Source organism: Teichococcus coralli, assembly GCF_009829925.1.
Taxonomy (GTDB): domain Bacteria; phylum Pseudomonadota; class Alphaproteobacteria; order Acetobacterales; family Acetobacteraceae; genus Pseudoroseomonas; species Pseudoroseomonas coralli.
The window spans coordinates 299,996-325,094 of the sequence record NZ_SNVJ01000004.1; the positions used below are offsets into that span (position 1 = coordinate 299,996).

A 25,099-nucleotide genomic window follows, 5' to 3' on the forward strand; every position below is an offset into this window, starting at 1 on the left:
GGTGCGCCGATAATCTTTCGATGGCCTCTCGCAGGTCGGAGTTGCTCGTAACCGCAGTTCGCTAGTCAGTTTGCCCTCCTCTGTCGTTCGCCATGCGCATCCATGGCGTGCAAGCTCGCTTTAGCCTCTGAGAGTTCCGGCACGCGACCAGTATCGCGGGTTCCTCCGCGCATGCGGCCGGCTGCTTTCGCCAGGACAAGGTTTTCGCCGACGCTTCGGAGCAGTCTGCACATGCATGCATGCAGGCCCGGGCACGGGAAGACTCTGTCCGGAGGCATATGCGGAAGGAATCAGGCCTATGCGCTTCTGAAGCTGCTTGTGCGGCAATGGTGGCTCACGCCCTTGCCGTACCCGGAAGCTCGGATTTCCGGACCAACTCGCAACCGCCCGGCGGGGTGTGGATATTGCGCTGAGTGAAGGCCGGTGGCCGCCTCTGCGTGCCGCCGGTGGTGGTTTGTCGCGTCGAGAATAGGAAAGAAATCCTATGACGCGATGGCGGCCGGTTCGCCGGCCGACCCTGAAGGTGCGCGTCGAGCGAAGAGCCGGCGGCACACCAGGTGTCAGCGCGAGTCAGTTCCCAACCCCCGGTTAATTTTTTGTTCGCAACGCTGATCGAAATTGGATCGCGCATGCGACACAACGCCGCAGGATAGATATGGCCAATCTTCTTATGTCCTCAGGTTTCGAGGGCAATCTCAGCTTGACCGCGCCTTACAATGTCTCGGGCGGCAACGCCTACCAGGACATTTCGGGGACGGACTCCTCGACGGGGTACAGCTGGCCAGGCAGCATCTGGGGTGGAAAGAGCACCATCCAGCTGCTGACCATGGGCGGTGACATGTCCAGTGTCATCTCGAACAGCATCGACACCGTTTCGGGGATGGATGGGGCCTCGACCCAGGCGCTGCACCTGGACGTCAACCAGAAGGTGAGCGACGCGACGCAGTCCCCCTTCATGATCAGCCCGCAGCAGAGCCCGGGCGAGTTCTATGTCAGCGAGTGGATCAAGCTGCCGTCGAACCTGGGCCAGCTGCTGGGGGCAGGGGGCTGGATGACCGCAGTTCCCGAATGGAAGTCCGCGGGCGATTTCCGGGTCGTCACCAACATCCAGGTGGACGGCAACGGCACGCCCTATTGGGCCATGAAGTGGGACACCAACGCCAACGGAAACGTCCCGCTGCAGACTTTCTGGCAGGGGGAGAACCACTCCGTCGCCGTGCCCCAGGGCGAGTGGGCGCATGTCGAGTTCTACACGAACCGCGACAATGCGAACGGCGAGGTGTGGCTGAAGATCAACGGCCAGACCGTCTTTGACCATGTCGGCGACAACATCGGCCAGAACAACGCGCCGATCGACCGGATCTTTCTGGCCAGCCCCTACAGCAACAAGCCGGTCGATATGCTGGTCGATAATGTCCAGGTGTGGGACGGCATTCCCGACTCGAATACCTCCGCACCCGTAGCTCCGACGACTCCGCCCGCCTCCTCCGGCACCGGCGCGTCCCCCGGCGCGTCCCCCGGCTCGTCTCCGGCGACGGCAACGGTCGGCAGCGGCTCGGACAGCCTGGTGCTCCAGATCAGCCAGGATGCGTACAACGGCAACGCGCAGTACACGGTGAGCGTCGACGGCAAGCAGGTCGGCGGCACCATGACCGCCTCCGCCTCGCATGCCGCAGGGCAGCACGACACCATCACGGTTAAAGGCGACTGGAGCGAAGGCGCCCATACCGTCGCGGTGAACTTCCTGAACGACGCTTATGGCGGGTCGGCGACGGCCGATCGCAACCTCCATGTGGACGGGGCGGCCTACAACGGCGCCGACGTGAGCGGGGCGAAGATGTCGCTCACCAGCAACGGCCCCGCGAGCTTCCAGGTTCATGACACGACCGGTTCCTCCAATGGCGCCTCCTCCGGCGGCACTTCCTCGTCGACCGCCGCGCTGCATGCGGTGAACGGCACGGCGGGCAACGACACGCTGGCCGGCACGTCCGGCGACGACCTCATCACCGGTGGCCAGGGCAACGACAAGCTGACCGGCGGCGCCGGGCATGATGTCTTCGCCTTCTCGAAGGGGGATGGCTTCGACTGGGTGTCCGACTTCAGCCGCGGCAACGACACGCTGAAGATGGCGGGCATGTCGCAGTCCGACATCTCCTGGCACGAGACCACCTGGAACGGTGTCGGCAGCGGCCTGGAGGTCGTCTTCAACAACGGCCAGAATGGCGGCGTCTTCCTGCCCAACGTCCACTCGCTGGACTGGAGCGACTTCAGCTTCGGCTGATCGACGCTGATCGGCCACGGCATCGGCGAGATGCCGTGGCCAGCTTGCTTTTCGCACGCCTGGCGGCTTTCGCCCCGCTGCGCCGGAACATCCCAGGTTTCGCTNAAGCAGCAACACGGGCTCCTCCGGCGGCACTTCCTCGTCGACCGCCGCGCTGCATGCGGTGAACGGCACGGCGGGCAACGACACGCTGGCCGGCACGTCGGGCGACGACCTCATCACCGGTGGCCGGGGCAACGACAAGCTGACCGGCGGCGCCGGGCATGATGTCTTCGCCTTCTCGAAGGGGGATGGCTTCGACTGGGTGTCCGACTTCAGCCACGGCAACGACACGCTGAAGATGGCGGGCATGTCGCAGTCCGACATCTCCTGGCACGAGACCACCTGGAACGGTGTCGGCAGCGGCCTGGAGGTCGTCTTCAACAACGGCCAGAATGGCGGCGTCTTCCTGCCCAACGTCCACTCGCTGGACTGGAGCGACTTCAGCTTCGGCTGATCGACGCTGATCGGCCACGGCATCGGCGAGATGCCGTGGCCAGCTTGCTTTTCGCACGCCTGGCGGCTTTCGCCCCGCTGCGCCGGAACATCCCAGGTTTCGCTCTGGAGGCGGGGAGCCCTTGCCGGGCTGCCGCCGCCCGTCTGCCAGGCCGGCGTCGCCCGCGCGTCAGGGTGAGCTGGTCAGGTCGTCCGTGGGTGACAGCGTGCCGTCCACGAACATGCGGTGCCAAAGTTCCAGCTGGTAGAGAATCCACAGCTTCCTGCCGTGATCGGCGCGGCCGGCGGCATGCTCCTCCATCAGGCGCCGGATGGCCGCTTCCTGGTACCAGCCGCGTGCCCTTGCTTGGCGTGAAAGCAGCGCGTCCCGCAAGGAGGCGCCGAGGGCGCCGCCACGGAACCATGCGCTGACAGGCACCTTGAAGCCCCATTTGGGGCGGTGGACGATGTCGGATGGCAACCCGGCATGTTCTTCGGCCACCCGCTTGAGGAGCCGCTTGCCCTGGCGGCCCCGCACCTTCATCCAGCGCGGCACGCGCCGCGCGGCGAATTCGACCACGCGCCAATCAAGGAACGGGCAGCGCAACTCCAGCGAATGCGCCATCGTCATCCGGTCCCCGCGCAGCAAGAGGTTCGCGGGCAGCCAGAGCCGGGTGTCGAGATAGAGCGCTTCCTCGACCGGGGATGGAAAGGCGAAGCTGTTCGCGCCACGGCCGTGCAGCACAAGCCCTGCCGCCGCATGCACGTGCTCCTCGGCCTCCGCGCTCAGGGCAGGAGAGAGAAGTTCCCGGCGCTCATCGGCCGAGAAGGCGCCGAACCAGGCGGCGTGATGCTCGAAGCGCCCCTGCAGTGCGAAGGCCTCCAGCATCGTTTGCGCCCGGCGCAGCGATGCCGGCAAGGCGCGCGCAACGGTGCCGAGCATGTTGCGGGCGCCCGGAAGGTTCAGAACCGTTCTCCCGGGGACGCTGTGGGCAGCCGCCTGCGCGGCGTATTTCGGATAGCCGGCGAAGGTCTCGTCGGCGCCTTCGCCGGACAGCACCACCGTCACCTTCTCCCGTGCCATGCGCGCCAGCAGGTAGATGGGCACGTCGCTTGGCTCGCTGATGGGCGTCTCACGGCTCCAAAGCGCCGCCGGGATCGCACGCACAAGATCCGCCGCGCCGACCGTCAGCGCGTGATGGTCGGTGCCCAGATGGCGGGCCACCCGCTCCGCCGGCCCTGTCTCGCTGAAGCCGGTGTCGAAGCCGATGGAGTAGGTCTTCACCGGCTCCGGATGCAGCTTGGTCATCAAGGACACGATCAGGGAGGAGTCGAGGCCGCCCGAGAGAAAGGCGCCGAACGGCACGTCGCTCAGCAACCTCAGCCGGACGGCGTCCTCCAGCAGCTCGTGCAGCAGGCCGGCCGCTTCCGCCTCGTCCGACAGGTAATCGGGGGAGAGATCGGCAGCATCCGCCGTCTCGGGCTGCGGCGTGGCGAGATCCTGCACGGCCTTGCGGCCGCGCGAGAAGTCGTAGTCATAGTAGGGCCTGGGAGCGGGCCGCGGCGCGGATGCGGACGTTGGGCCCGCCTCGATCTCCAGAATGCATCCGGGCGCCAGCGGCTCCACGCCGGCGAGCAGCGTCTCCTGGCCGGGAACGAAGCGGTAGCAAAGGAAGGCGGCGAGCCGGGTGTGGTCCATTTCCGGGCTGCGCTCCGCCAGCGGCCAGGCGGCACGGAGGGCGCGCAATTCGGACGCGAAGGCCAGGCCATTCTGCCCTTCCCAGGCGAGGAACAGCGGCTTCTTGCCGAAGCGGTCGCGTGCCAGGGTGAGCCGCTGCCCATTCCCGTCCCACCAGGCGAAGGCGAACATGCCATTCGCCGCCCGGCAGGCGCGGCTGGCGCCCCAGGCTGCGCAGGCATGCAGCAGGGTCTCGGTGTCGGAGCCCGACGCCCAGCCGCCTGCCGGCGCCGCTCCTTCGCTCTCGAGCCGGGCCCGCAGCTCAAGATGATTGTAGATTTCCCCGTTGAAGACGATCGCATGCCGGCCGTCAGCCGTGAGCATGGGCTGGTGCCCCAAGGCGGAAAGATCAAGGATGGCCAGGCGCCGGAACGCGAAGCCGAGGCGCCCGGTGCGGAAGAAGCCCTCGTCGTCCGGGCCGCGATGCTCCATCGCCGTGGCCATGGCGGCCAGTTCCGCCTGCGACGGCGCGGCGCCATCAAGGCGGAGAATTCCGGCGATGCCGCACATGTCTGGACATCCTTTCTTCGCCCGCCGCCCGGAAGCCCGGCGGGCGAATGGGAAAATTTGGGTTGGAGCGCGCCGGCAGGCACCGCGGCCCGATCCTAGCTCCCGCACCGCCCGGCCGCGCATATCTCTTTCGAAGTAGGTCGGCAGGGCCGGTGTGAAGCCTCCCGGTTGAGGCCTACACTTCGCGGGTGAAACCGCGCGAAGGCGGGGTCCACATGCGTGGGATGCGGCGGCGGAGGTGTTGAGAGGCTGGTGCGGATCCCCGTTGCCGGCTTTTCAGCGGTCATGTCACGAAACACGCCCAATCCGGTGTGGCCGGGCCTTACCTTGAGTCGGGGGTTGCATCCTGATGTGTGGTTTCGTGCTTTCCTACAGCAAAGTCGCGACCGACCCGGAGTCGGACCGGCGCTTCGCCGCGGCGGCTGCTTCGATCCGGCATCGGGGGCCCGACGCGTTCGGGGAATGCCGGATCGGACCCATCGCAATGGCACATTGCCGCTTGGCGATCATCGATCTCGATGGTGGCAAGCAGCCCATGTCCACTCGTGACGGACAGTTTTGGATCGCCTTCAACGGCGAGATCTACAATCATCGCGAGATCCGTGGCGAGCTCGAAGCGCTCGGCCACGTCTTCGCCGAACATTCGGACACGGAGGTACTCCTCCGCGCCTGGCAGCAGTGGGGCGAGGCCTGTCTGCATCGCCTCAACGGCATGTTCGTCTTCGTCGTCTTCGACCGTGAGCGCGAGACCATCACCGCGGCTCGCGACCGCTTCGGCGAGAAGCCTCTCTATATTTGCGAAACCGCCGAGGCGCTCTACCTGGCTTCGGAACTCAAGGCGCTCGCGGTCAGCGGCGTCGCGGAGAAGCGGCTCGATCCCCTTGCCTTGTACAGCTTTCTCACGCTTGGCTACGTGACGGGCGAACACTCCATCTTCCGTAATGTCGGTCGGCTGCTGCCCGGTCACGTGTTGACCTACGCACCGGGAACCGCCCTGGAGCAACGCCCCTGGTATCAGCCGCCGCTGCCCACGGACGAGATCGACGATCCGGAGGCGCTGGTCGAGCAAAGCCTGGACCTGCTGCGGGACTCGGTGCGGATGCGCCTGGTCGCGGACGTGCCCGTCGGCTGCTTTCTCTCCGGCGGCGTCGATTCAAGTGCCGTCCTGGCCCTTGCGGCCGAGGTGGCGGACCGGCCCCTGGAAGCCTTCTCGGTCGGCTTCGCCGATGCGCGGTACGACGAGCGGCCCTATGCGCGGATCGTCGCCCAGCGCTACGCAGCACGGCACCACGAGTTCGTGCTGCAGCCGCAGAGCGTCGAGGTGCTGGAGCGGATCGCCTGGCACGCCGACGAGCCTTTCGCCGACCAGGCGGCGCTGCCAACCTGGTTCCTGTCGGAACTCACCTCCCGCCATGTGAAGGTGGCGCTGTCGGGAGACGGGGGGGACGAGTTCTTCGCCGGCTACGACGTATACCGCAGCCATGCCCTGAGCGAGCGCGTGCGCCGCATGCCGGCGCCGCTGCGCTCGCTGGCGGTCATGGCCTTGCGCAAGGCCGCTGCCGCCGGCACCGTTCGCTCGCTTGCGCTGCTCCGCCTCGCCCGCAACATCGAGGATGCCGGCCTGGAGGCCGGCGAGCGCTTCATGGCCAAGCAGCAGACGGTGTTCCGCCAGGCCTTCCTTCGCCAGCATGTCGCTCCTCTCGCCTTGGCCGAGGTTCCGGACTGTGCCAACCCCCGCCTCCTGCGCGAGCCCGGCCTGCATCCATTGGGAGCCATAGCCGCCTGGCAACAGCGCGTCAGCCTGCCAGATGACATGCTGCACAAGGTGGACCGGATGAGCATGGCGCATGCGCTGGAGGTCAGGACGCCCTTCCTTGACCACCGCCTTGGCGAGTTGATGAACCGCGCCTCCTTCAACGCGAAGATGGTCGGTGGACGGCAGAAGTACATCCTGCGAAAGGCCCTTGAGCGTTACCTCCCGGCCGATTTCCTGTGGCGCCGCAAGCAGGGGTTCGTGGTGCCGCTCAGCCTGTGGTTCAAGGATGATCTCGCGGGCTTCCTCCGCGGGCGGCTGCTATCCCCGGGCGCCGCCGTCCAGGGCATCGTGCCGCGGCACACGCTGGAGCTGCTGCTCGGCGAGCATGCCCGCGGCACGCGCGACTGGGGATCTGCCCTCTGGGCCCTGCTCATGTTCGAGTTGTGGTGCGGCGCGCATGGCCTCACGCAGGAGAACCTGAGCCTTGAAGCCTAGGCTGAGGGTCATGCTCGTCGGCCCCTGGCCACCAACAACAGGCGGCGTGACGACCTTCATGCTGAACGTCGTGAATTCGATTCTGCTGGAGCGCAATGAGTTCATTCGCTTCACCACATCCCGCCCGCCGAAGAAGGACGTCACCAATAATTACGGCTACGCCTCGGTCCTCCGTGGCGGTGTTCGCCGCGTTTTGCTGGGCGGCCTCCTGACAATCTGGCACCTCGTGTCGTTCTCGTTCGTCGTTTGCGGGCGTCGGGCCGACATCGTTCAGATCCAGGCCTCGGACTTCCAGACCTTCTGGGAGGCAGCCCTCTATGTGCTGCTGAGCCGCATGTTGCGGCGACCAGTGCTCATGCGCCTCGGTGGCGCCTTCGACCACTTCTACGAAGTTTCGTCACCGCGGGCGCGCTCCCTTATCCGTCGGGTGCTGCGCCTGCCCGACAGGCTCGTCGTGCAGTCCGCCTATTGGCAGGACCTGGTGCACCGCCTTGGCCGCAAGGAGGGCGTCATTGTCCTGCCAAACTGGGTGCCGGACAATCTTGTGACGGCGTCGCGGCCTCCCTCTGCGGAAATTCCCACATGCCTTTTCGTCGCCGGCACTGAGGCGGTGCGCAAAGGGTTCGAGGAGGTTTTCGCTGCGATACGCCTGCTGAGGGATGCGGGGACGCCGGTCCGCTTCCGGCTCCTCGCGCTGCCGCCGAGCCTGCTCGCGCAGCTGCAGGCGGAGAATCTCGGAGACATGGTCACCGCCGAGGGCTATGTCGAACACGCGCGGATGCTGTCCATCATGCGGCAGGCCGACATATTCCTTCTGCCCTCGCGGGGAGAGGGGTTTCCGAACTCCTTGATCGAGGCGATGGCTTCGGGAGCAACTTGCCTGGCCACCTCGGTCGGGGCGGTGCCGGAAATCCTCGGCCGTGACAGCGAAGCGCTGATCCCGCTGCGCGATCCGCATGCGCTGGCGAAGGCCATAACCCGCCTCGCCCTCAGGCCGGATTTGCGCAGCAAGCTAGCCGCCGAGGGTCAGGCCATTGTCAGGAGCCGGTATGTCGCAAGCGCGGTGCTTCCAACGCTTGAGGCTGCTTGGCTGACGCTGGCCGGCCAGCAGCAGTCGGAACATCCGCACGGCAAGACGGCTCCCATGACGCAGCCGGCAGGCAAGCGGCATCCCTGAACTGCGGGCGCAGGCACAGCCCACGGCAGCCTGCGTCAGGGGGCCACAACGGCATAGAGGGGATCGATGGGGCGGCGCAGCGGATATAGCCCGTTCTGCGATGCGGCAGACCGCCGGGCCGCTTCGATCCGCAAAAAGACAAAGACCAGCGTGAACATGACGCAGTGCATATCGCCGGCGCGGAACAGAATGGTTTCGACCAGATTGGTGGCCGAGAAGCTCAGCGTATAGATGATTGCGAAGCTGAGCCAGGGGCGGGGTGCATCGTGCTGAAGGGCAAGGCCACGGTAAATGGCCTCGCCCAGCGCCCAGAGCACAAGGATCAGCCCGGGGAGGCCGAACTGGATCACCATCTCGATATAGGTGCTATGTGCCTCGTTGATCACCCAGCCGGCCAAGCCCGAGACCAGTTCGCTGTCGGGATTGCCATCGATGAAGAAGGCGCTGTAGCCGTAGCCGAGCCCAAGGCGATCGCTCGCCAGGTCCAGCAGCACCTTCCATACGGGAACGCGGCCGGTCAGGGAAGGATCCTTGCCAAGGCCCTCCATGATGTCCGTGAAGAACAGCGCCGTCATCGCCGCGCCGCAGACGGTGCCTGCGGCGAGCACAAAGCTTGCCCAGATCCGGGCGAGGCCAGGCAGGCGCAGGAGCGGCAGACAGACCGAGATGGTGATGATCAGCAGAATCGCGATCTGCGCCGTCTTGGAACTGGACATGACCGCTAGGCCCAGGCAAAGCAGCAGGGCGAGGCTGTGGCGCAGGCGGCGGTGCGGCTCATTCAGCCAGAGCCATCCGCTGCACAGGGCGGCTATCACCGTCGCGCCCCCCAGGCTGCTCTTGTGCGCAAAGACGCCACGCCATGTCCCGGCAACCTCGCCTTTGCTCATGATGCCGATGCTGGGAAAAGCCAGAGCAACCAGCAGCGATGCGAGCAGCGCAATGAAAAGCGCGGACGCCCAGAGGCGAATAATGCGATGCATCGGGAAGCTGGCGGCGAGATAGTAGCCGAAGAGGACGGTCTGCAGCAGCACCACGAAGCGCTTGAGCGAAATCACGGGGTAGTAGGACCAGGTTGCGGAAAGGAGGGCCAGGATGAGGAACAGGTTCACCGCGCCGCCATGCCGCGCGATGAAAAGGACCTTGCGCCACCGGATCGCGACCGCGACGATCGTCCCGCACAGCAGAAGCGCCATGGCAGCGGCATTGAGCGGGTTCGTCTCGCCCATCTTGTACTCGACGCCGCTGGCGGAGACTGGAAGAGGCGTGTACGCCCCGCTGTAGATGGAAAGGGCGAAGAGGCAGAACGCCGTCTCGGCGGCGCCGATGACCTGGCCTGCGACGGATCGTTGCCCGCCGCCCGCGAAAGCTCTTCCAACTATCATGGCGCTCGTCCAAACGCGCGCGCAAGGGCATCCCTGCGCACCAAGCCTTGCGACATCGCATACCAGAAAAAGGCACCGAGCACCGCGGCATAGGTGACCACGCCACCCATGATCTGCAGTGGCAGATGGAAGGCGCCGTGGCCAGCCAGTGATACCACCGCTACCGCCATCACAATGGTCGCGAAGGTGATGCAGGCTGTCTCGCGGCGCGGGAAGGGCAAGGGGCAATGGCGGCGTACCAGAAGAATGGCGTGGATGGTGGAAGCGGCGAAGGCGATGGTCATGGCCATCGCCGCGCCAAGATCGCCCCAGCGAGGGATCAGCACCACCGCGAGAACAAGGTTGAGCGCCGCCCCGACGCCGGTGACCTGGGCCAGGAGAGCGGTCCGGCGGCCGAGCTGGAAGGCGGCATCAAGGTAGGAGGAGCGCAGGGCGACCAGCACGGCGCAGGCGCTCAGCCAGGGTGATGTTCTGACGATGGCGTCCTGGTACTCCGGGTTGACGAAGAGCCTGCCCAGCTCGGGCGCCAGAAGCGCGAGGCCGGCACTGGCAGGCAACACGGCGCCCAGCAGCAAGGTGAAGTTGCTCCGGAGCTGGTGGTCCGAGGCGGCCGCATCGCCGCTTTCGATCGCCCGCACCGAGCGGGGCCAGGTGGCCATGCTGATGCCTTGGGTGATCGTCAGAACCGTCATCTGGACCAGCGTGAATGAAATCGTGAAGCCTCCGACGGCCGCCTTGCTGGCCAAGGTGCCGATCAGGACCGGCTGGATCGAGGTCATGAGGCTGCTGAACACCATCGCCAGGAACATCGGCGCGCCATACTCCATGAGCTGGCGCGCGAGCACCGGATCGAAGGCAAGGCGCATCGGCCGGGCCCAGCCCCGCATATAGAGCGACCCGGAGAAAAGCATGGCGGCGAAGGCGACCAGGAGGACCGCCTCGCCGGAACCCAACAGGCGGGCGGCCAAGATGCCGCCGACCAGGATCAGCCCGTTCCGCGCGATGCTCATGAAGAGGTAGTGCATGGGCTGGAAGCGGCAGGTCTGGATGCGCGAGGTGAACTCGAACCAGCCGTAGGCCCAGGTGCCGAACAGCAGGACCCAGGGGAGTGTTTGGCTGCCCTCCAGTAGCCCGAAGGTGACCGCGAGGATGGGCAGCAACAGAGAAAGCAGGCAGGAGACGGCGAACAGCGTCAGGACCGTCGGCATGAAGACCGGGTCATCCTGGTGCGATTCGTACCATCGCATCATGCCGTGCCCGAACCACTCGAACAACGCGTTGTTGCCCACGACCACGATGGCGATGCCAAAGCCGTAGAGGCCGTACTCGTGCGCCGGAAGGAGCCAGGTGAGCAGCATCGAGGTCGCGAAGGCCAGCACCCCCGGCACTGTTCTGCTGATGACGTAGATCGCTCCTTCACGGACCAGCATGGCGGTCAGGCCGAAGCTCCGCCGCGACTGCGGCCGGACGCGGCGAGGCGGCCGGGCTCCCGGAGTGCGAAGGCATGGTCGTAGGCGGCCATCAGCGGTGGCACCGAGTAAGCCCAGGCCAGCGCGGTCTGCACGCGCTGGCGCCCCGTTTGGCCCATGCGCTGCCGCGATGCGGGGTCGTCGAGCAGCCGCGCGATCCCCGTCGCCAGCGCCCGTTCGTCGTTGGCGGTCACGTAGTGCCCCGCTTCGCCGGCTGAAACGCGCGTCTCGTGCAGGTCGTAGGCGAGAACGGGAAGGCCGAAGAACATGTATTCCACGACCTTGTTCATGGTGCTGCGGTCGGACCACGGGTTCTTCGGGTCCGGATCTAGGCCGACATCGGCGGAGGAGAGGATGCGGCAGAGATCCTCGTCGCTGACGCGGCCCGTGAAGGTGCAGCAGTCCGCCACGCCGATCTCCTCGGCATAGCGGGCGACCTGCGGCTGATGCGGACCGCCGCCCATCAGGACGCAGTGAACGTCCTGTCGGCCAAGCTCGTCGCGCAGGATGCGTATGGCGCGAACCAGATGGTCCACGCCGTCCTGCTTGCAGATCTCGCCGAGATAGGCAACGAGAAAAGGCTTGCCTCTGGACCACTCGGGCGACCGGTCATGCAGCGTGAAGCGGGAAAGATCGGGACCGGAACGGACGACATAGACCTCCTCCGGAGACTTGCCGCCGCGCAGCAGCGCAACCGCCTTGTGGCTTTCGTTGGTGGTGATGACCACCTGCGCCACCTTGAAGGTCATGCGCTCCAGGAAGAGCAGCATCCGCAGCAGGATGCCGCCGTTCCGCTCGAACTTGGCGGCGTACATCTCGGGCGAGAGATCATGGTGGTCGAACAGAAAGACTTTGCCGAACAGCCGCCAGAACATGCCAAGCGGCCAGTAGATTTCCGGCGGGTTGCAGACATGCAGAACATCGAAGCCGCGCCCGAACACCGAGACCCTGAGGCTGAGCAGCGCCGTCATGACGAAGCACCAGGCGAACTCGGCGAAGAACCCGGCGGCGCCCTGCGCGTCAAAAGGCAGGGGGTAGCGGTAGATCTCCACACCCTCGAGTGTTTCGCGCGCGGCGTTGAAGCCCTTCATCCTGGGGCAGATCACGCTCACCTGGTAGCCTGAGCGGGCGAGTGTCGTCGCCTCGAGCCAGACTCGCCGGTCAAAAGGAACAGGCAGGTTCTGCACCACGATGAGGACGCGCCGTGCAGGGCCCGGAGGTCTGTCTTCTTGCATCGCCTTAGGCCTCCTGGGCCACTTTTCGCCGTGCCGCCCCCCAAGAGGGGGCCGATAGGAAGGTGATGCGGCTGCGGAGTTCCTGCCCCGGCATGACCTGGCCGTGGCCCAGCAGCAGCGTGGCTGGCTTTTTCCGCCCGAAGCCGTCGGAGTACCAGCCGAGAATGGGGGCCGTCTCGCCGCGGTGCACGGACCACCGCAATCCTTCTGGCAGCACGAGTTTGGCCAGCTCCACTCCCTCCGCGCCGGCCCATGACAGCTCGGCCACACCCTCGCGCATCCGGCACTCGACGTCCGGGTGCAGGTTGAAGGCGAGACGCGCCGGCACCGCCTCGCTGCCTTCCACCACGTCCAGGACCTCCAGGCTGCGCGCCGATCGGTCCAGCACCAGCCGGCGCCGGTGGAGGGCGCCGCCGGGTGAATTGCGGTAGGCGCCCTGCGACACTTCGATGGTGGCGCGCTCCCCCTCGTCCAGCCCGCTGGCCGCGTGCAGCCGCCCGGCCGGGTGGGAGAGCCAGAGGAAAGGGCCTCCCTCCTGAGCCTGATCCTGGCCGTGCAGCTCCAGCGTGTTGTGCGCGACCGTGGAGCGGAAGTACTGCCGCCACTCCGTCTCGCCATGGTAGCAGTAGGTTCCGGGATCGGTGAGGATCTGCTGGCCGCCAAAGCGCAGCTCGAAGGACAAGGCGTCGGCATGCGCATGGGCCGCGGTGCTGAGATAGCCGTGCGGGCCATGATCGAGCCGGCACCAGATTTCCTCGCGGCCTGGCTGCATGTCGCGCAGGATGGAGATGCCGGCATGCGGAAACAGATTTGGCCGGGCGGTTGGCCTGCCTTCGGGCAGGTGCCGGGAGCGTGCGAGGCCGCCAAGATACGCCGCTCCGGGTGTGCCTGCGGGAAGCCTGGGCCACCATGGCGCGACACCCAGGATCCGGCCGCAGGCCCCCAGGACTTCGGTGCTGGCCGAGTGGCCGGGCGGCGAGAGCAGCAGCGCACGGCCATCATCCGCGTCGCCCTGGCGGGCGCCTTGCAGCCGCGTGTCCAAGGTGGCGGCCAGCGCATCGGCCATGGATTGCAGCCTGCGCCAGAAGCCTTCACGCAGCGGTGCACCGGCGGCATCGGCCTCGCAGGCCGCGACCAGCAGAAGCTCCAGCGCGAAGACGTGGTAGCCGCCGGCCATCTCGCGGTTCAGGCCGTCGGCGAAAGTCTGCCGCTCGATCTCACGTTCAAGCTCCGCCGCTCCCAGGCGCGCCCAGGCGGCGCTTGCCTGGAAGAGGGGAAAGGCAAGGCTGCTGGCGAGCAGCCCCGCCATCTCCGCGAGCAGGTGGTTGTTCGCCGAGCTGCCGCGGCTGCGGAAGGTGGCCAGCCAGCACTGGTGCGCGTGAAGCTGTCGCTGGAAAAGGGGGTTATGCTCGAAAGCGCCGCCAATGCCCGGCAGGCCGTCGAGGAGGCGGCGCGTCCAGACCCAGGCGACCAGGCGCAGCCCCAGCTCGATGCCGCTGACCCAGTGCACGCCGCACAGGGGCGGGTTGTGCCGCCACCAGGATTGAAGATGCGCCACTGCCCGCTCCGCATAGCGCGCATCCCGCGTCTGGTGATAGGCGGCCGCCAGGAGGGTGATGTGGTGCTGCCGCGATACTTCCCAGAGCGCCTTCACGTTCCCGAGTTGCGCCTCGTCCCGATAGGGCACGTCCGTGAAGTACTGGCCGGCGCATGCGACACGACCGGTCATCGGGTCGCGGAACCAGTCCGGATCGGTGCCGCCGATCGCGGCCTGCGCGGAAAAGATGGGCCAGTTCCCTTCCAACACGGCATCGGCCTGCGCGACCAGCGCGGAGACCTGCCCTTCCGGCAAGCCCACTCCGCCTGGCAGGCTGCCGCCCGCCCAGCGCGGGGTGGCAACCGGGAGGGGCCACGCCTCGCCCCGTCGCGCGCGCCACGCCTGCTGCAGCGTCAGGCTGCGCAGGCGCCACAGCAACTCCGCCGGTGCCATGCTGCGCAGGCGGCGCAGGTACCAGAGTGGTGTCATGCCCTTGCCTCGATGCCGGCGGGCGGGACCTCCTCCGCACTGGCTTCCAGCATCTGCCGGCGGCCGGCCAGGCCAGCCATGGGTGGCAGCGTGACGAGGACCGGCACGCCCAGCATCCGCTCGGCGGTTTCGGTGGTGAGGAACCGCCGGCCGAAGGTCATCGCCACGAGCAAGGCGAAACAGCTCATGATGCCGCCCGCCACGATGCCGCCGGCGAGGAACAGCATCTTTTTGGGAGCGATGGGGCGGTCGGAGGCCTGCGGCTGCTCGATGACGCTGAGACCCGCGACCTGCGCGCGGTCGAGTTCCTCGTTGAACCGTGCATCCGTCTGGCGCTGCCGCAGTTCGCGAATGGCGCCTTCGACCTGCGCGATGCTTCGGTCGTAGGTCTGGAGCTGGATCTCGTCCAGGCCGATCTGCCGCAGCCGCGCCTCCTCGGTCGCGAGCGAACGCCCATAGGCGAGAACCTGGCCGGCGAGGGGCGCCAGCTCGGCCTCGGCCGATGCGAGCTGCGTCTTCAGCGTCGTCACCAGCGGGTTGATACCCAGCGAAATCGCGGTGGTTCGCGCGTTGGTCTGCGCGATGACCTGCTGTGTTGTCTGGATCGCGGCCCGTATGCCGCGCACGTTCGGATGCTCGGAGCCAAGGGTCCGGAGCATCTCCCGTTCGCGTTCCTGGAGTTCCCTGAGGCGGCGGAGCGCATCGGTGGCGAGGGGGGAGTCCTGACTGGTCGTCTGGACCGTGATGGTAGGAGGTTGCCGCTCCAGCTCGGAAGCCAGGAAGCGGATCTGCTCCTCCAGCAGGCTCTTGCGCATCTCGACGGCGCGCAACGCTTCCCTCTCCCGGCCATGGCGCTGGACCAGCAGGCTTCTCTGATCCGTCAGGGAGTAGAGCTCGTGCGAGGCCATGTATGCGGCGCGCTCCGACTGCACCTCCGTCAGATACCTCTGGTTTTCCTCGATCTGAGTCTCCAGCAGGGCGCTCCGACGCTGGCTGAAGGCGCGCACATAGCGCTCCTGGAAGCGGGTGAGCACCGTCTCCAGCCCTTGCACCGCGACTTGTGCGTCGGGGTTGCGCAAGCTGATCTCGATAACGTTGGTCAGCCGAACGGGCGCCGCGGAGATATCCCGGCCGAGCGCCAGGATTGCCGCATTCTCCGGCGTGAGGCCCTGCGACGACTCTTCCGCGAGCCTGGGGTAGAGCTTCTGGACGGAGACGTCGCCAACAACGTCGCGGAACAGGTCCACACTCTGCAGGATCTGGATGACGGTATCGACCATCTCGCGCATGGTCGTCTGCGGCGACTGGAGCATGCCCGGCGCGTCGACCTGTGGCGTGAACTCGCGGCCGCCCCGGACCAGCACGCGGGTGCGTGCCTCATAGATTGGCGTCAGCACAAAGGGCAGGGTGGCGCCCAGAAGAACCGGAAGCAGGGCCGCGAGCAGGATCCATCGGCGGTGCCTGAAGGCAACCGCCACGACTTCGCGCGGCGAGGGAAGGGAGGCGACAGGCTGCACGAGAAAGCTCCGCCCAAGCTGGAACAGGCCGTCGCGCTTACAGCACCATGCGGCCACTGCGCCGGCGTCCGGTAATGTAGCCTCAGCGGGTTCGCATGCGGCGGATACAACGGAGTACTCTTCCTGGCGAGGAGTACCATGCAGCCCTTCCTGTCGGTGGAGCAACTCGCGGCTTCATCAACTCCCAGCGGCTTGCCGCAGAACCAGGAACCCAGATGAAAACGCAACGGATCGAGGCGGCGCCCGCGCACAGCCTCGACGCCCGCCCGCAGGCGCACCTGCCGCGACAGGCGTACTCCTGCGGGGCAGTTCGGCATCCAGCATTCGCGGCGCCGGCGGAGTTACGCCGATCGAGCGGTATATTGTTGCTCCCTTTGGCCGATACCATGCCGGTCCTGTGAGGGAATACCGGCTTCCTCCAGCAAGCACTGGCGGTGCCGAGGATGGGGTGGGGACGGCTATGCGGGTTTCTGTCTTCGGCATCGGCTATGTCGGCGCCGTTTCGGCTGCCTGCCTCGCACGCGACGGCCACGATCTCGTGGCGGTGGATAGCAGCCAAGCCAAGGTCGACATCATCAACGCCGGGGAATCCCCGATCGTCGAGAAAGGCCTCGCCGCCCTGGTGCGACAGGCGGTGAGGACGGGACGCCTGCGGGCGACCACCGACGCGGCCGCCGCCGTTGCGGAGACCTCGCTGTCCCTGATCTGCGTGGGCACGCCCAGCCTGCCAAACGGCAGCCTTGACCTCGCTCAGATCAGGCGTGTCTGTGACGAGATCGGGCGCGCGGTCGCCCGCAAGCCCGGCTTCCATACGGTTGTTGTCCGTTCAACGATGTTGCCGGGCTCGATGTCCGGCGAGGTCGTGCCCATCCTGGAGGCATCCTCCGGCCGCAAGCTTGGCAACGATCTCGGGATCGCCATCTATCCGGAATTCCTCCGCGAAGGCAGCGCGATCCGGGATTATGACGAGGCGGAAACCGTTCTGCTTGGCGCCGACGACGAGCGTAGCCTTGCGCCCCTCCGGGAGCTCCTCGGCAAGGCCGCCGAACGGGCCATCGTGCTGAACACCGCCACGGCCGAGATGGTGAAATACACCAACAACGCCTGGCATGCCACGAAGATCACCTTCGCCAACGAGGTTGGCGCCATCTGCAAGCAGCTGGGCATCGACAGCCATCAGGTCATGACGGCGCTCTGCTCGGACACGCGCCTGAACATTTCTTCGGCCTATATGCGGCCGGGCTTTGCCTTCGGCGGCTCCTGCCTTCCAAAGGACCTCCGCGCGCTGATGTACAAGGCGAAGAGCCTCGACCTGCAATGCCCGATGCTGGGATCGCTGCTCCCGTCGAACGAGGAGCAGGTCCGTCGCGCCTTCGACATGGTGCAGGCAGCCGGAAACCGGCGCGTCGGCCTGATCGGCCTCGCCTTCAAGAACGGCACCGACGACCTGCGGGAAAGCCCCGCGGTCGAGCTTGCCGAGCGCCTCTTCGGCAAGGGTTACGACATCCGGATCTTCGACCAGAACGTCAGCTATGCCCGGCTGATGGGCGCAAACCTTGCCTTCATCCAGAGCCGCATCCCGCATCTTGCCTGCCTCTTGCGGGATGAGCTCCAGGATGTGGTCGAGCATGGGGAAACGCTGGTGCTGGCGCATTCCGAACTTGGTGAAGGCCACAGCCTGCCGGCGTTGCTTGCGGGGCGGCGGGTGATCGACCTGGTGCGAATGCCCGGTACGCAGGGTGCAAGCCGCGCACACTATGATGGCCTCTGCTGGTGAGCCCTTGCTCGCAACAATGAGGCATGATTCCGCCTGCCTTTGGCGCTGTGCGGAAAGGCGGCAGACAGGGGCGGCGCGTCCGCCGGCAGGGTGATCCATGGAGAAGTCGGTCGAAGATCTGGCTCTGCTGTTCTACAAGCTTAGCCAATCCGGGTTGCACAACCGGATGCATGGTGAGGCTGACACGGAGCACGCTTTTTCCGCACCCGAGCGGACGCCGACTTCCCTCGTGCATCCCACGGTCGCCATGCGGATAAACCTGCCGAGCGAGACCTTCGGGATGCGGCGCGAGATCGCGCCGCTCTTCCGGCGCGTGCGCAACGCGATGGCCGAGGGTGGGAGCCCGGTTCTGCATGTCACTGCCGCCGAGAGGGGCGCCGGCGCCTCAACAACGGCACGCGAGCTGGCCTTCGCCGCCAGCTCCGGGCAGTTCTTTCGTGTTCTCCTGATCGACTGCAACATCGGCGAGGATGACCAGAGTAGCGCTTTTGGGCAGGACCTCCCCGATCTTGTTGGTTCCTGCCTCAGCCGGGGCCATGCCGAGGTCGCGGCCATCGCGTCTGGCGGCAGCAGCTTCCATGCGGCGAAGCTGTCGCCTGACTTCGATCCCAGCGGTTCTCGCCAGGCGGCAAGGATCATTCCGAACCTCTACGAAACGCTGCGAAGCGCATACGAACTGATCGTGGTGGACTGTCCGCCGGTGCTGGAAGTTCCCTACTTCGTGCGCATCGCGCAGGAAGCGCCAGAGGTCATCATGGTCATGCAGACCGGCAGGACACGGATCTACTCCGCTCTCCGCGCCAAGGCTGAAATCATGCAGGCGGGCGGCCGCCTGGCCGGCGTGGTCATGAACCAACATCGCCGGTACGTTCCGCGCTTCATCGCCGATCGCCTCTGAGAGGCCGCCACGCCTGTTATGGATCCGTCTGCCGCGAGATGCGCGCCCCGGCGATGTAGAGGGCATCGATACCCATCTCCACAAAGGTGGTGACCGCCTCCTCCTCCGTGCAGACAATCGGCTGATGATTGACGTTGTAGCTGGTGTTGAGCACCACCGGAACGCCGGTGCGCTCGCCAAGCTGGGTTAGCAAGTAATAGAAGCTGGGATTGTGCTCGCGGTCGACGGTTTGTACGCGGGCGGTTCCGTCAACATGCGTGATCGCCGGCAGGCGCCCGATATGCTCGGGGCGAACATGCGTCAGCATTGTCATATAGGGATAAGTCTCGCCGGCGGCGAGGTCGAAGTACAGATGGGCCGCTTCGGCTGTAACGGCCGGCGCGAACGGACGGTAGTTCTGCCGCTTCTTGATCGCGAGGTTGATGCGCTCCTTGTTCGCGGCGCTGGAGGGCAGCGCCAGCAAGCTCCTGTTCCCGAGTGCCCTCGCGCCATATTCCATCGGCCCGTTGCAGAGGGCCACAATCCTATCCTCCGCCACCTCGGCTGCAGCGGCCTGCAGCATGGCCCGCTCGGAGGCGAAGGTCGTCGCGCGCAGCCCGTGCCTCGACGCTGCGGTCATGGCGGGATCGAGTTGCGGGGCGGGCCCGAAGAACGGCATCCCCTGCGGAATGCGAACTGGCTGGCCCATCGCGAAGCTGCGGGCTGCCGCCGCGCCCAGCGCCGTGCCATCGTCGCCGGAGGCGTAACCGACATGAATCCTGCCAAAACGGCCATCTGTTCGCATGGCGCCAGCCGTCATGCAGTTCTCGGCGCAACCGCCACTCAGAAGGAGATCATGCAGGTTCTCGCGCTCGGCGAAATGGGCACAGATATGCATGACCGCCTGGGTGAATCGTCGCTGCAATGCGGCGCTGACATCCGCCTTCTGCTCGACCGGTGCTTCGGCGCCCCCGAAGCCTAGTCCCTTCTCGATGGCCCGCATGCTGGCGGTGAAGAACAGCCGCTCACCGAAGTCCGAGTTCATCTCGAGGCAAGGGATCTCGATGCGTCCCTCCGGGTGCAGGCGAATGGCGTCGGTGAAGAATTCGGCATAACGGTCGGCATCGCCGAAGCTTGCCAGTCCCATCACCTTGTACTCGTCTTCGTTGAAGGCGAAGCCGAGGAACTGTGTGATCAGGGAGTAGAACACGCCAAGCGATTGGTGGATCGGGTAGCGTGCAAGCCGCTGCGTGCTGCCGGCCTGGATCCTGAACACAGAAAGCGAGCCGATTTCGCCGGCCGCGTCCATGACCACGCCGAGGCCCTGGTCGAACGGTGCGCTGGCCAGGGCGCAATGCAGGTGAGCAAGGTGATGGTCCACCGGAACAAGGTTCGGTGGTGTTCCATACCGTCGAGTCAGATGAGCTGCGAGTGCGCGAGGCGATAGGCACTCCTCGAAGTATTGCCTGGCGAGCGGCTCCTGAAAGGCGATGGCGTAGCGCCCGAAATCGAAATTGCCACAGACAGAATCCAGATCGGAAAAGGAAACGCCTGCAGTCTGAAGGCAGAAGTCGATCGCCTCGAAGGGGAAGGCACCGCTCTTCTTCTCGCGGTCGAACCGCTCCTGCGCTGCGGCAGCGATGATTTGCCCGTCCTTGATAAGGGCGGCTGCGGAATCCAGCCCCTGTATGATCCGTGAGGAGCCAGCCATCTGCGCGGTGAAATGGGACTGCAAGAATGTCTCGGTCTGCACAAGGCCGCTGAACCCTAGAGTGAACATCGCCATGCCCTCTCCACAGAGATCTAACCGTAAGCCGTCGCATGAGTTGGGTGTGCCGTCGCGGAAACCGTCCGAAGCAACGCGGGCAATCATCCATCCTGTTCAGCGTTTCGTCCAGCAACATGGTAGCATCCTCGCTGCGAGAAGGGATCTCCGATCATGGATGGGAGTTGGCGGGAGTTCGCGCCGCGGCGTTCCTCAGTGGTCTTCCCGCACTTCACTCTCGCTCTCGCGACGCCGTCCGGCTCCTGGCTCTGGCACTTGCGAGCGGGCGCGGGTGCTCGTGCAGGTTCCATTCATGGAATGAACTGCATCGGTGGGCGGACAGCCCCGTCCGCTCGTCTTCTGGCTCAGCGTGCCGTGGGAGGAGAGGCCCGGAAGCCTTACCTCTTTGGCTCCGCGTCCTCCCGGAACGGCGAGCTGGCCGCTCAATGCTTGAGGGCACCACCAGCTCGTCAACCACGCCCAACGTGATGCCGTTTTGTCCGGTGAAATCAGCAGGGTGAGGGGCTTGGAGTTTTCTGGTCAACCGGCTCCTGCCGTGCTTTGCTGGCATGTATGGCTTCTGCCATGCGCGATGACCTGCCGGGCTGGAACGCGGCGGCCATCATGCCGCACAAGCATGGCACTGCGGCAGGGGTAGGCCTTTGGGCGAAAATCTGGATTCCAGCGCGTGAGGCTGCGACCTGCAGCCGAGCTGGTGTTGGCTTCGGGCATTGCCGTGGTCTGGAAGGGGAAATGCGCGTGCGGATCAGCTCGGAAGAGGGGACAGGGCAGACGTCCGAACCAATGACCCGGAGCGAGCGCAAGGCGCCCATACTCGGGCGAGGCGGACTGCCGTCCCGGCGCCGGTGCCTGCAAGCGCTCGGCGGCCTTCTCGCGCTCAGCCCTTCGGCACCGCCTCGGGCGAGCGAGGCGGTGCCTTCGCTGCCCAGTCTCCGCGACGCCGCAGCAAGCATCGGCCTTCGTTACGGTGCGGCGGCGCATGACTATCCTCCGGTTTTCACGCCCGAGTACGACCGCCTGGTTGTGCAGCAGTGCGGGCTGATCGTGCCGGTGCTGAACTGGTCCCAGTCCAGCCCGTCTCCTGACAGGTTTGAGGAGAACACGGACAAGGGTGTCGTGGCTTGGGCGCGGGCGAAGGGCCTGCCGCTGACGGGAAGCCATCTGCTGTGGCACGAGGCCGTGCCACGATGGTTTGCCGCGCTGTCCGATCCTCGCGAAGCCCGCCAGGCCGTCATCGCGCATATCCATCGCTCCAGCGCCAGGCTTGCGCGCGATACCTGGTCGGTCAACGTCATCAACGAGGCGCTGAACCCGGGCGACCGGCGGGAGGATGGCCTGCGCCGGGACGCCTTTTCGCGACTCTTCGGGAACTCCTACTGGGAGTTCGCCTTCCACGCGGCGCGAGAGGCCTTCCCGGACGCGGTCTTGGTCTACAACGACTATGGCATGGAGCAGGAATACGGAGACGCTCTCGCCAAGCGTGCCGCCCTGCTGCGACGCCTGGATGCGCTGCTCGCGGCGAGGGTTCCCGTCGATGCCATCGGGCTCCAGTCGCATCTCAGGCTCAGGGAGCGCTTCAACAGCCAAAGCTTTGCAGCATTCCTCGGGCAGATCGCGGCACGGGGCGTTCGTGTTATCATCACCGAGCTCGACGTTCTGGATATCGGGGCTCCCTCCGCTGCGGGCCCGCGCGATGCCGCGGTGGCAGATATGTACCGGAGGTACCTCGATGCGGTGCTGAGCGAGCGGGCCGTCACCGCGATTGTCACATGGGGATTATCCGACCGGTATAGCTGGCTGCGGCCGGACTTCTCGCCGGTCTTCTCGCGCCCGGACGGCCTCTCCACACGCCCTCTCCCCTTTGACTCGGAGCTGCGCCCGAAGCCGGCCTTCGATGCGATACTGGCGGCGTTCCGATCTGCGCCGCATCGGAACATCGAGGCACGGGGCGGCGGTTAACAGGAGAGGATCGGATCTTCGCCAGACGGGGCTGCGGCAGGCACCATCCAGGCGGGGTTGTTGCAGGCGCAGGCTCCCAGGCGCCGTCGGCTTGAGCTACTCGGCCGCCGCAGGTTGCCGCTGAGCCGGCACCCCCGGCGGCGGCACATCGCCGATCGGATACATGGCTGAGGTGGCGATCACCTGCGCGGAGACTTTCCGGGTAGGCGGATGCTGTGGCCGCATCAGGCCGCGCAGCATCCCGGCGGCGCAGACCTGCCATTGCAGCACCGCGTAACCGCCCTTCACCAGGCTCCGCTTCTTCAGAACCATGACCACCAAGGGCAGGCCAGCCAGAGCCAAAGCGAGGTACACGTTGACCTGCTGCCAGGCGACCAGCAGAACACAGAGCAGCAGGGCACCCCACCATGCCACGACGGCCAGGCTGATCCAGAAGGCGCGCAGGAGCACCGGGATGCGCGCAGTCCCGAATGCCGCACGAAGAACCTCGCCCTGCCCGTCGACATAGCGGGTCCGCCAGCGGCGCATCAGAAGCGTCAGCGCCGGCATTGTATGCCCGCTGTGGGAGACGGCGGGCACGCCGATCCGCCGCAATCGCCACCCGCTCTCTTGAAGCCGCAGCCCGAGGTCGAACTCTTCGAAGGAGTGGAGGTTCTGGTTGGTAAAGTATCCAAGCTGGTCGACGGCTTCCCGGCGGAACAGCCCTCCGCCTTCAAGCCGATTGACGTAGCCGGGCTGGAGATGCGGCATGCCGCGCTCGCGGCGCAGCCGGTATTCGAGGTTGGCAGCATCGAACTCGACGCCGCCGCCGACCCCCGCCAGGCAAGGATCTTCCTCCATGGCGTGGAGGGCCGCCGGCAGAAAGGCGGGATGCAACTGCATATCCCCGTCGAGCAGCAGGAGGTACTGCCCGGTCGCGTGCTGGTAGCCGAGTTGCGGCCCGACTCCACAACTCCGGGCCTCATCGGCAGCCAGTGTCACCACATTGACCCCGAAGCTTCGCGCGATCTCCGTCGTCGCGTCGTCTGAGCGGGAGTCGGCGACAATGACCTGCGTGGGATAGGCGTGCACCGCCTCAAGAACGGAAGCAAGGCAGGCGCCGATTTTCTCCGCTTCGTTCAGCGTCTTGATGATCACCGATAGAAGCGGTCGCGCCTCCTCCCCCTGCGGCGCCTTCGACTGCATGGCCGGCGCGTTGTCGCCGCGGTGGCGGTGGGATCGGTCCTGCGCAAGGCTCGAAAACGCGGTCTTCATGAGACAGGGGACGCCCTTGGCGGCATGGCGTGGCGCGCCATGCGCTCACGTTCGAAGGCAAAGATGCGTAAGTTTGGTGGTTGTTTGCCAGTAACATTTGCCTTGCCCGTAGTGCCTGGCTTCATGCGATCCGGGTCACCAAGGCGAAGGATTGTTTGCGGCGCCGTTCCGCAGCCGCGCCGCTCTTCCCGTTGCCGCCGGGCAGTTCGGCGCCGCAGAGCGGATCAGGCTAACCCTTCCGGCGAGTTGGCTCGCCGGCTTGAAGAGGGGAGGCCGCGACGAGCCTAAACTCTCGATAGCGTGATCCAACGGCGCTGTATCAGAGATTTAGACTGGATGTCATGGAGTTCATGAGGCGTGGGCTGAACGTGCCGGAGGATTTTCGCATGAAATCGTTCTTCTTGCGGTGGGGCGGTTAGATGCTGCGTGGATTGGCAAAGCGTATGTCGCCGGGAATGTCCCGCTTCCGTCTGTTTTCTGCGCATTGGCGGCCTGTGCTTCGCCGGCAGCCGCACGGGGTTACCGATGTTGCGCTGACCTTTGATGATGGGCCGTCGCCGGTCACAACGGTTGCCGTGCTGGAGATGCTCGCGCGTGCCAATGCGAAGGCCACCTTCTTTCTGACCGGCACGCGCGTGTTGGCCTATCCCGAACTGGTCCGGGCCATCATCGATGAAGGCCACGCCGTATACGGGCATGGCTGGGAACATGTTCATCTCGAGGAAGCCGGGCCGGCAGCGGCCCTTGAGGCGATGCAGCGCGTCGAAGGGCTGCTTGCGCAGTTCCGGCCGACACCATCGCTCTACCTGATTCGCCTGCCATACAATGATGGCTTCCGCCGCGCCTGGATGCACGAGGCCATGGCGCGGTTTCATCCCAATGCCTGCTTCGCCTGGTGGACGATCTCCACGCAGGATTATCGGTTGGCAGACGGCTGTGCGACGCTTGAGCAGCTTGAAGCGCGCTGCAAGGCGCTGGGCGAGCGTATGCGGCAGATCCGCCATCTTCCCGGCAGCATCGTGCTCTTGCATGAAGACCCGTTCGGCGCGCCAGGCGCCCTGGCGCCGCGCGTTTCGGAACTCATGCTGCCGCATGTTCTCAGTGCCATTGCCGCGCGGGGTGCCAAGTGCGGGCTGGTGCAGCCCGAGGCCTCCGCAATGCGGAACCGCTGGTTCTTCGCGCCCCTCAGGGGAGATCAGATGATCTAGACGCGGGCGCTGCGGTTCTGGGCAGACCCTGCCTTCTGTCACAGCCCGCCGCTCTCCCGTCCGGCAGGCGTTTCCGTAGGTTGATCAGCGGGAGGTAACGTCCTTCGCCCGCATGCACCAGTCAGTGCGGGCTGGCGGCATGCAGCCTGCGCCGTGCGTTGTGGGTTTCAGGTGTTTT

General features: G+C 66.0%; 16 protein-coding genes. 8 read left to right on the plus strand and 8 right to left on the minus strand.

Annotated features, from left to right (window positions below; all coding sequences use genetic code 11):
* Positions 1–838: 838 nt before the first annotated feature.
* Complete coding sequence (locus tag E0493_RS23700) at positions 839–2,281, plus strand: carbohydrate-binding domain-containing protein (RefSeq protein ID WP_202396963.1); 1,443 nt, start codon at positions 839–841, stop codon at positions 2,279–2,281.
* 163 nt (positions 2,282–2,444) lie between these two features.
* Positions 2,445–2,777 carry a M10 family metallopeptidase C-terminal domain-containing protein gene (locus E0493_RS23705; RefSeq protein WP_160936205.1) on the plus strand — a complete coding sequence of 111 codons (333 nt, stop codon included), beginning with the start codon at positions 2,445–2,447 and terminating at the stop codon, positions 2,775–2,777.
* Positions 2,778–2,945: 168 nt separating this feature from the next.
* Here the strand turns inward: E0493_RS23705 and asnB (E0493_RS07010) are convergent, their stop codons facing one another.
* The gene (gene asnB / locus E0493_RS07010) at positions 2,946–5,003 is read right to left on the minus strand and encodes an asparagine synthase (glutamine-hydrolyzing) (RefSeq protein WP_160936206.1); all 2,058 of its coding nucleotides are present in this window, start codon (positions 5,001–5,003) and stop codon (positions 2,946–2,948) included.
* 349 nt (positions 5,004–5,352) lie between these two features.
* Between asnB (E0493_RS07010) and asnB (E0493_RS07015) the strand changes: the two genes are divergently transcribed.
* Together asnB (E0493_RS07015) and E0493_RS07020 are read left to right on the plus strand one after the other, a co-directional pair.
* Positions 5,353–7,254, plus strand: coding sequence for an asparagine synthase (glutamine-hydrolyzing) (gene asnB, locus E0493_RS07015; protein ID WP_160936207.1), 1,902 nt, complete (start codon positions 5,353–5,355; stop codon positions 7,252–7,254).
* A gap of 10 nt (positions 7,255–7,264) precedes the next feature.
* Positions 7,265–8,431: a glycosyltransferase family 4 protein gene (locus E0493_RS07020; RefSeq protein WP_160936208.1), complete on the plus strand. Its 1,167-nt coding sequence runs from the start codon at positions 7,265–7,267 to the stop codon at positions 8,429–8,431.
* A gap of 35 nt (positions 8,432–8,466) precedes the next feature.
* On the opposite strand, the gene E0493_RS07025 is transcribed toward E0493_RS07020, so the two are convergent.
* The 5 genes from E0493_RS07025 to E0493_RS07045 are packed head-to-tail and all read right to left on the minus strand — an operon-like array spanning position 8,467 to position 16,060.
* Entirely contained in the window at positions 8,467–9,813 is a 1,347-nt protein-coding gene (locus tag E0493_RS07025; RefSeq protein ID WP_160936209.1) for an O-antigen ligase family protein, read from the minus strand.
* Positions 9,810–11,243: a lipopolysaccharide biosynthesis protein gene (locus tag E0493_RS07030; RefSeq protein WP_160936210.1), complete on the minus strand. Its 1,434-nt coding sequence runs from the start codon at positions 11,241–11,243 to the stop codon at positions 9,810–9,812. Before E0493_RS07030 ends, E0493_RS07025 begins: the two co-directional genes overlap by 4 nt.
* Before the next feature lie 5 nt (positions 11,244–11,248).
* Positions 11,249–12,517, minus strand: a complete 1,269-nt coding sequence (locus E0493_RS07035; protein WP_160936211.1) for a glycosyltransferase family 4 protein — start codon at positions 12,515–12,517, stop codon at positions 11,249–11,251.
* Positions 12,518–12,521: 4 nt separating this feature from the next.
* A complete protein-coding gene (locus tag E0493_RS07040; protein WP_160936212.1) occupies positions 12,522–14,543 on the minus strand; it encodes a heparinase II/III family protein in 2,022 nt (673 codons plus the stop codon).
* A complete protein-coding gene (locus E0493_RS07045; RefSeq protein ID WP_160936213.1) occupies positions 14,540–16,060 on the minus strand; it encodes a GumC family protein in 1,521 nt (506 codons plus the stop codon). Before E0493_RS07045 ends, E0493_RS07040 begins: the two co-directional genes overlap by 4 nt.
* Before the next feature lie 397 nt (positions 16,061–16,457).
* On the opposite strand from E0493_RS07045, the gene E0493_RS07050 reads away from it, so the two are divergent.
* Positions 16,458–17,837 (plus strand): nucleotide sugar dehydrogenase, encoded by a 1,380-nt coding sequence (locus tag E0493_RS07050; RefSeq protein ID WP_367614464.1) that lies wholly within the window; start codon positions 16,458–16,460, stop codon positions 17,835–17,837.
* Positions 17,838–17,934: 97 nt separating this feature from the next.
* The gene (locus E0493_RS07055) at positions 17,935–18,735 is read left to right on the plus strand and encodes a P-loop NTPase family protein (protein WP_160936214.1); all 801 of its coding nucleotides are present in this window, start codon (positions 17,935–17,937) and stop codon (positions 18,733–18,735) included.
* Positions 18,736–18,751: 16 nt separating this feature from the next.
* On the opposite strand, the gene E0493_RS07060 is transcribed toward E0493_RS07055, so the two are convergent.
* On the minus strand, positions 18,752–20,500 hold the full coding sequence (locus tag E0493_RS07060) for a carbamoyltransferase family protein (RefSeq protein ID WP_160936215.1): 1,749 nt from the start codon (positions 20,498–20,500) through the stop codon (positions 18,752–18,754).
* A gap of 564 nt (positions 20,501–21,064) precedes the next feature.
* Between E0493_RS07060 and E0493_RS07065 the strand changes: the two genes are divergently transcribed.
* A complete protein-coding gene (locus tag E0493_RS07065) occupies positions 21,065–22,459 on the plus strand; it encodes an endo-1,4-beta-xylanase (RefSeq protein WP_160936216.1) in 1,395 nt (464 codons plus the stop codon).
* Positions 22,460–22,555: 96 nt separating this feature from the next.
* Here the strand turns inward: E0493_RS07065 and E0493_RS07070 are convergent, their stop codons facing one another.
* Complete coding sequence (locus E0493_RS07070; RefSeq protein ID WP_160936217.1) at positions 22,556–23,713, minus strand: glycosyltransferase family 2 protein; 1,158 nt, start codon at positions 23,711–23,713, stop codon at positions 22,556–22,558.
* 419 nt (positions 23,714–24,132) lie between these two features.
* Here E0493_RS07070 and E0493_RS07075 point away from each other — a divergent pair, with 419 nt between their 5' ends.
* On the plus strand, positions 24,133–24,921 hold the full coding sequence (locus E0493_RS07075; protein WP_160936218.1) for a polysaccharide deacetylase family protein: 789 nt from the start codon (positions 24,133–24,135) through the stop codon (positions 24,919–24,921).
* The last annotated feature ends 178 nt before the right edge of the window (positions 24,922–25,099 follow it).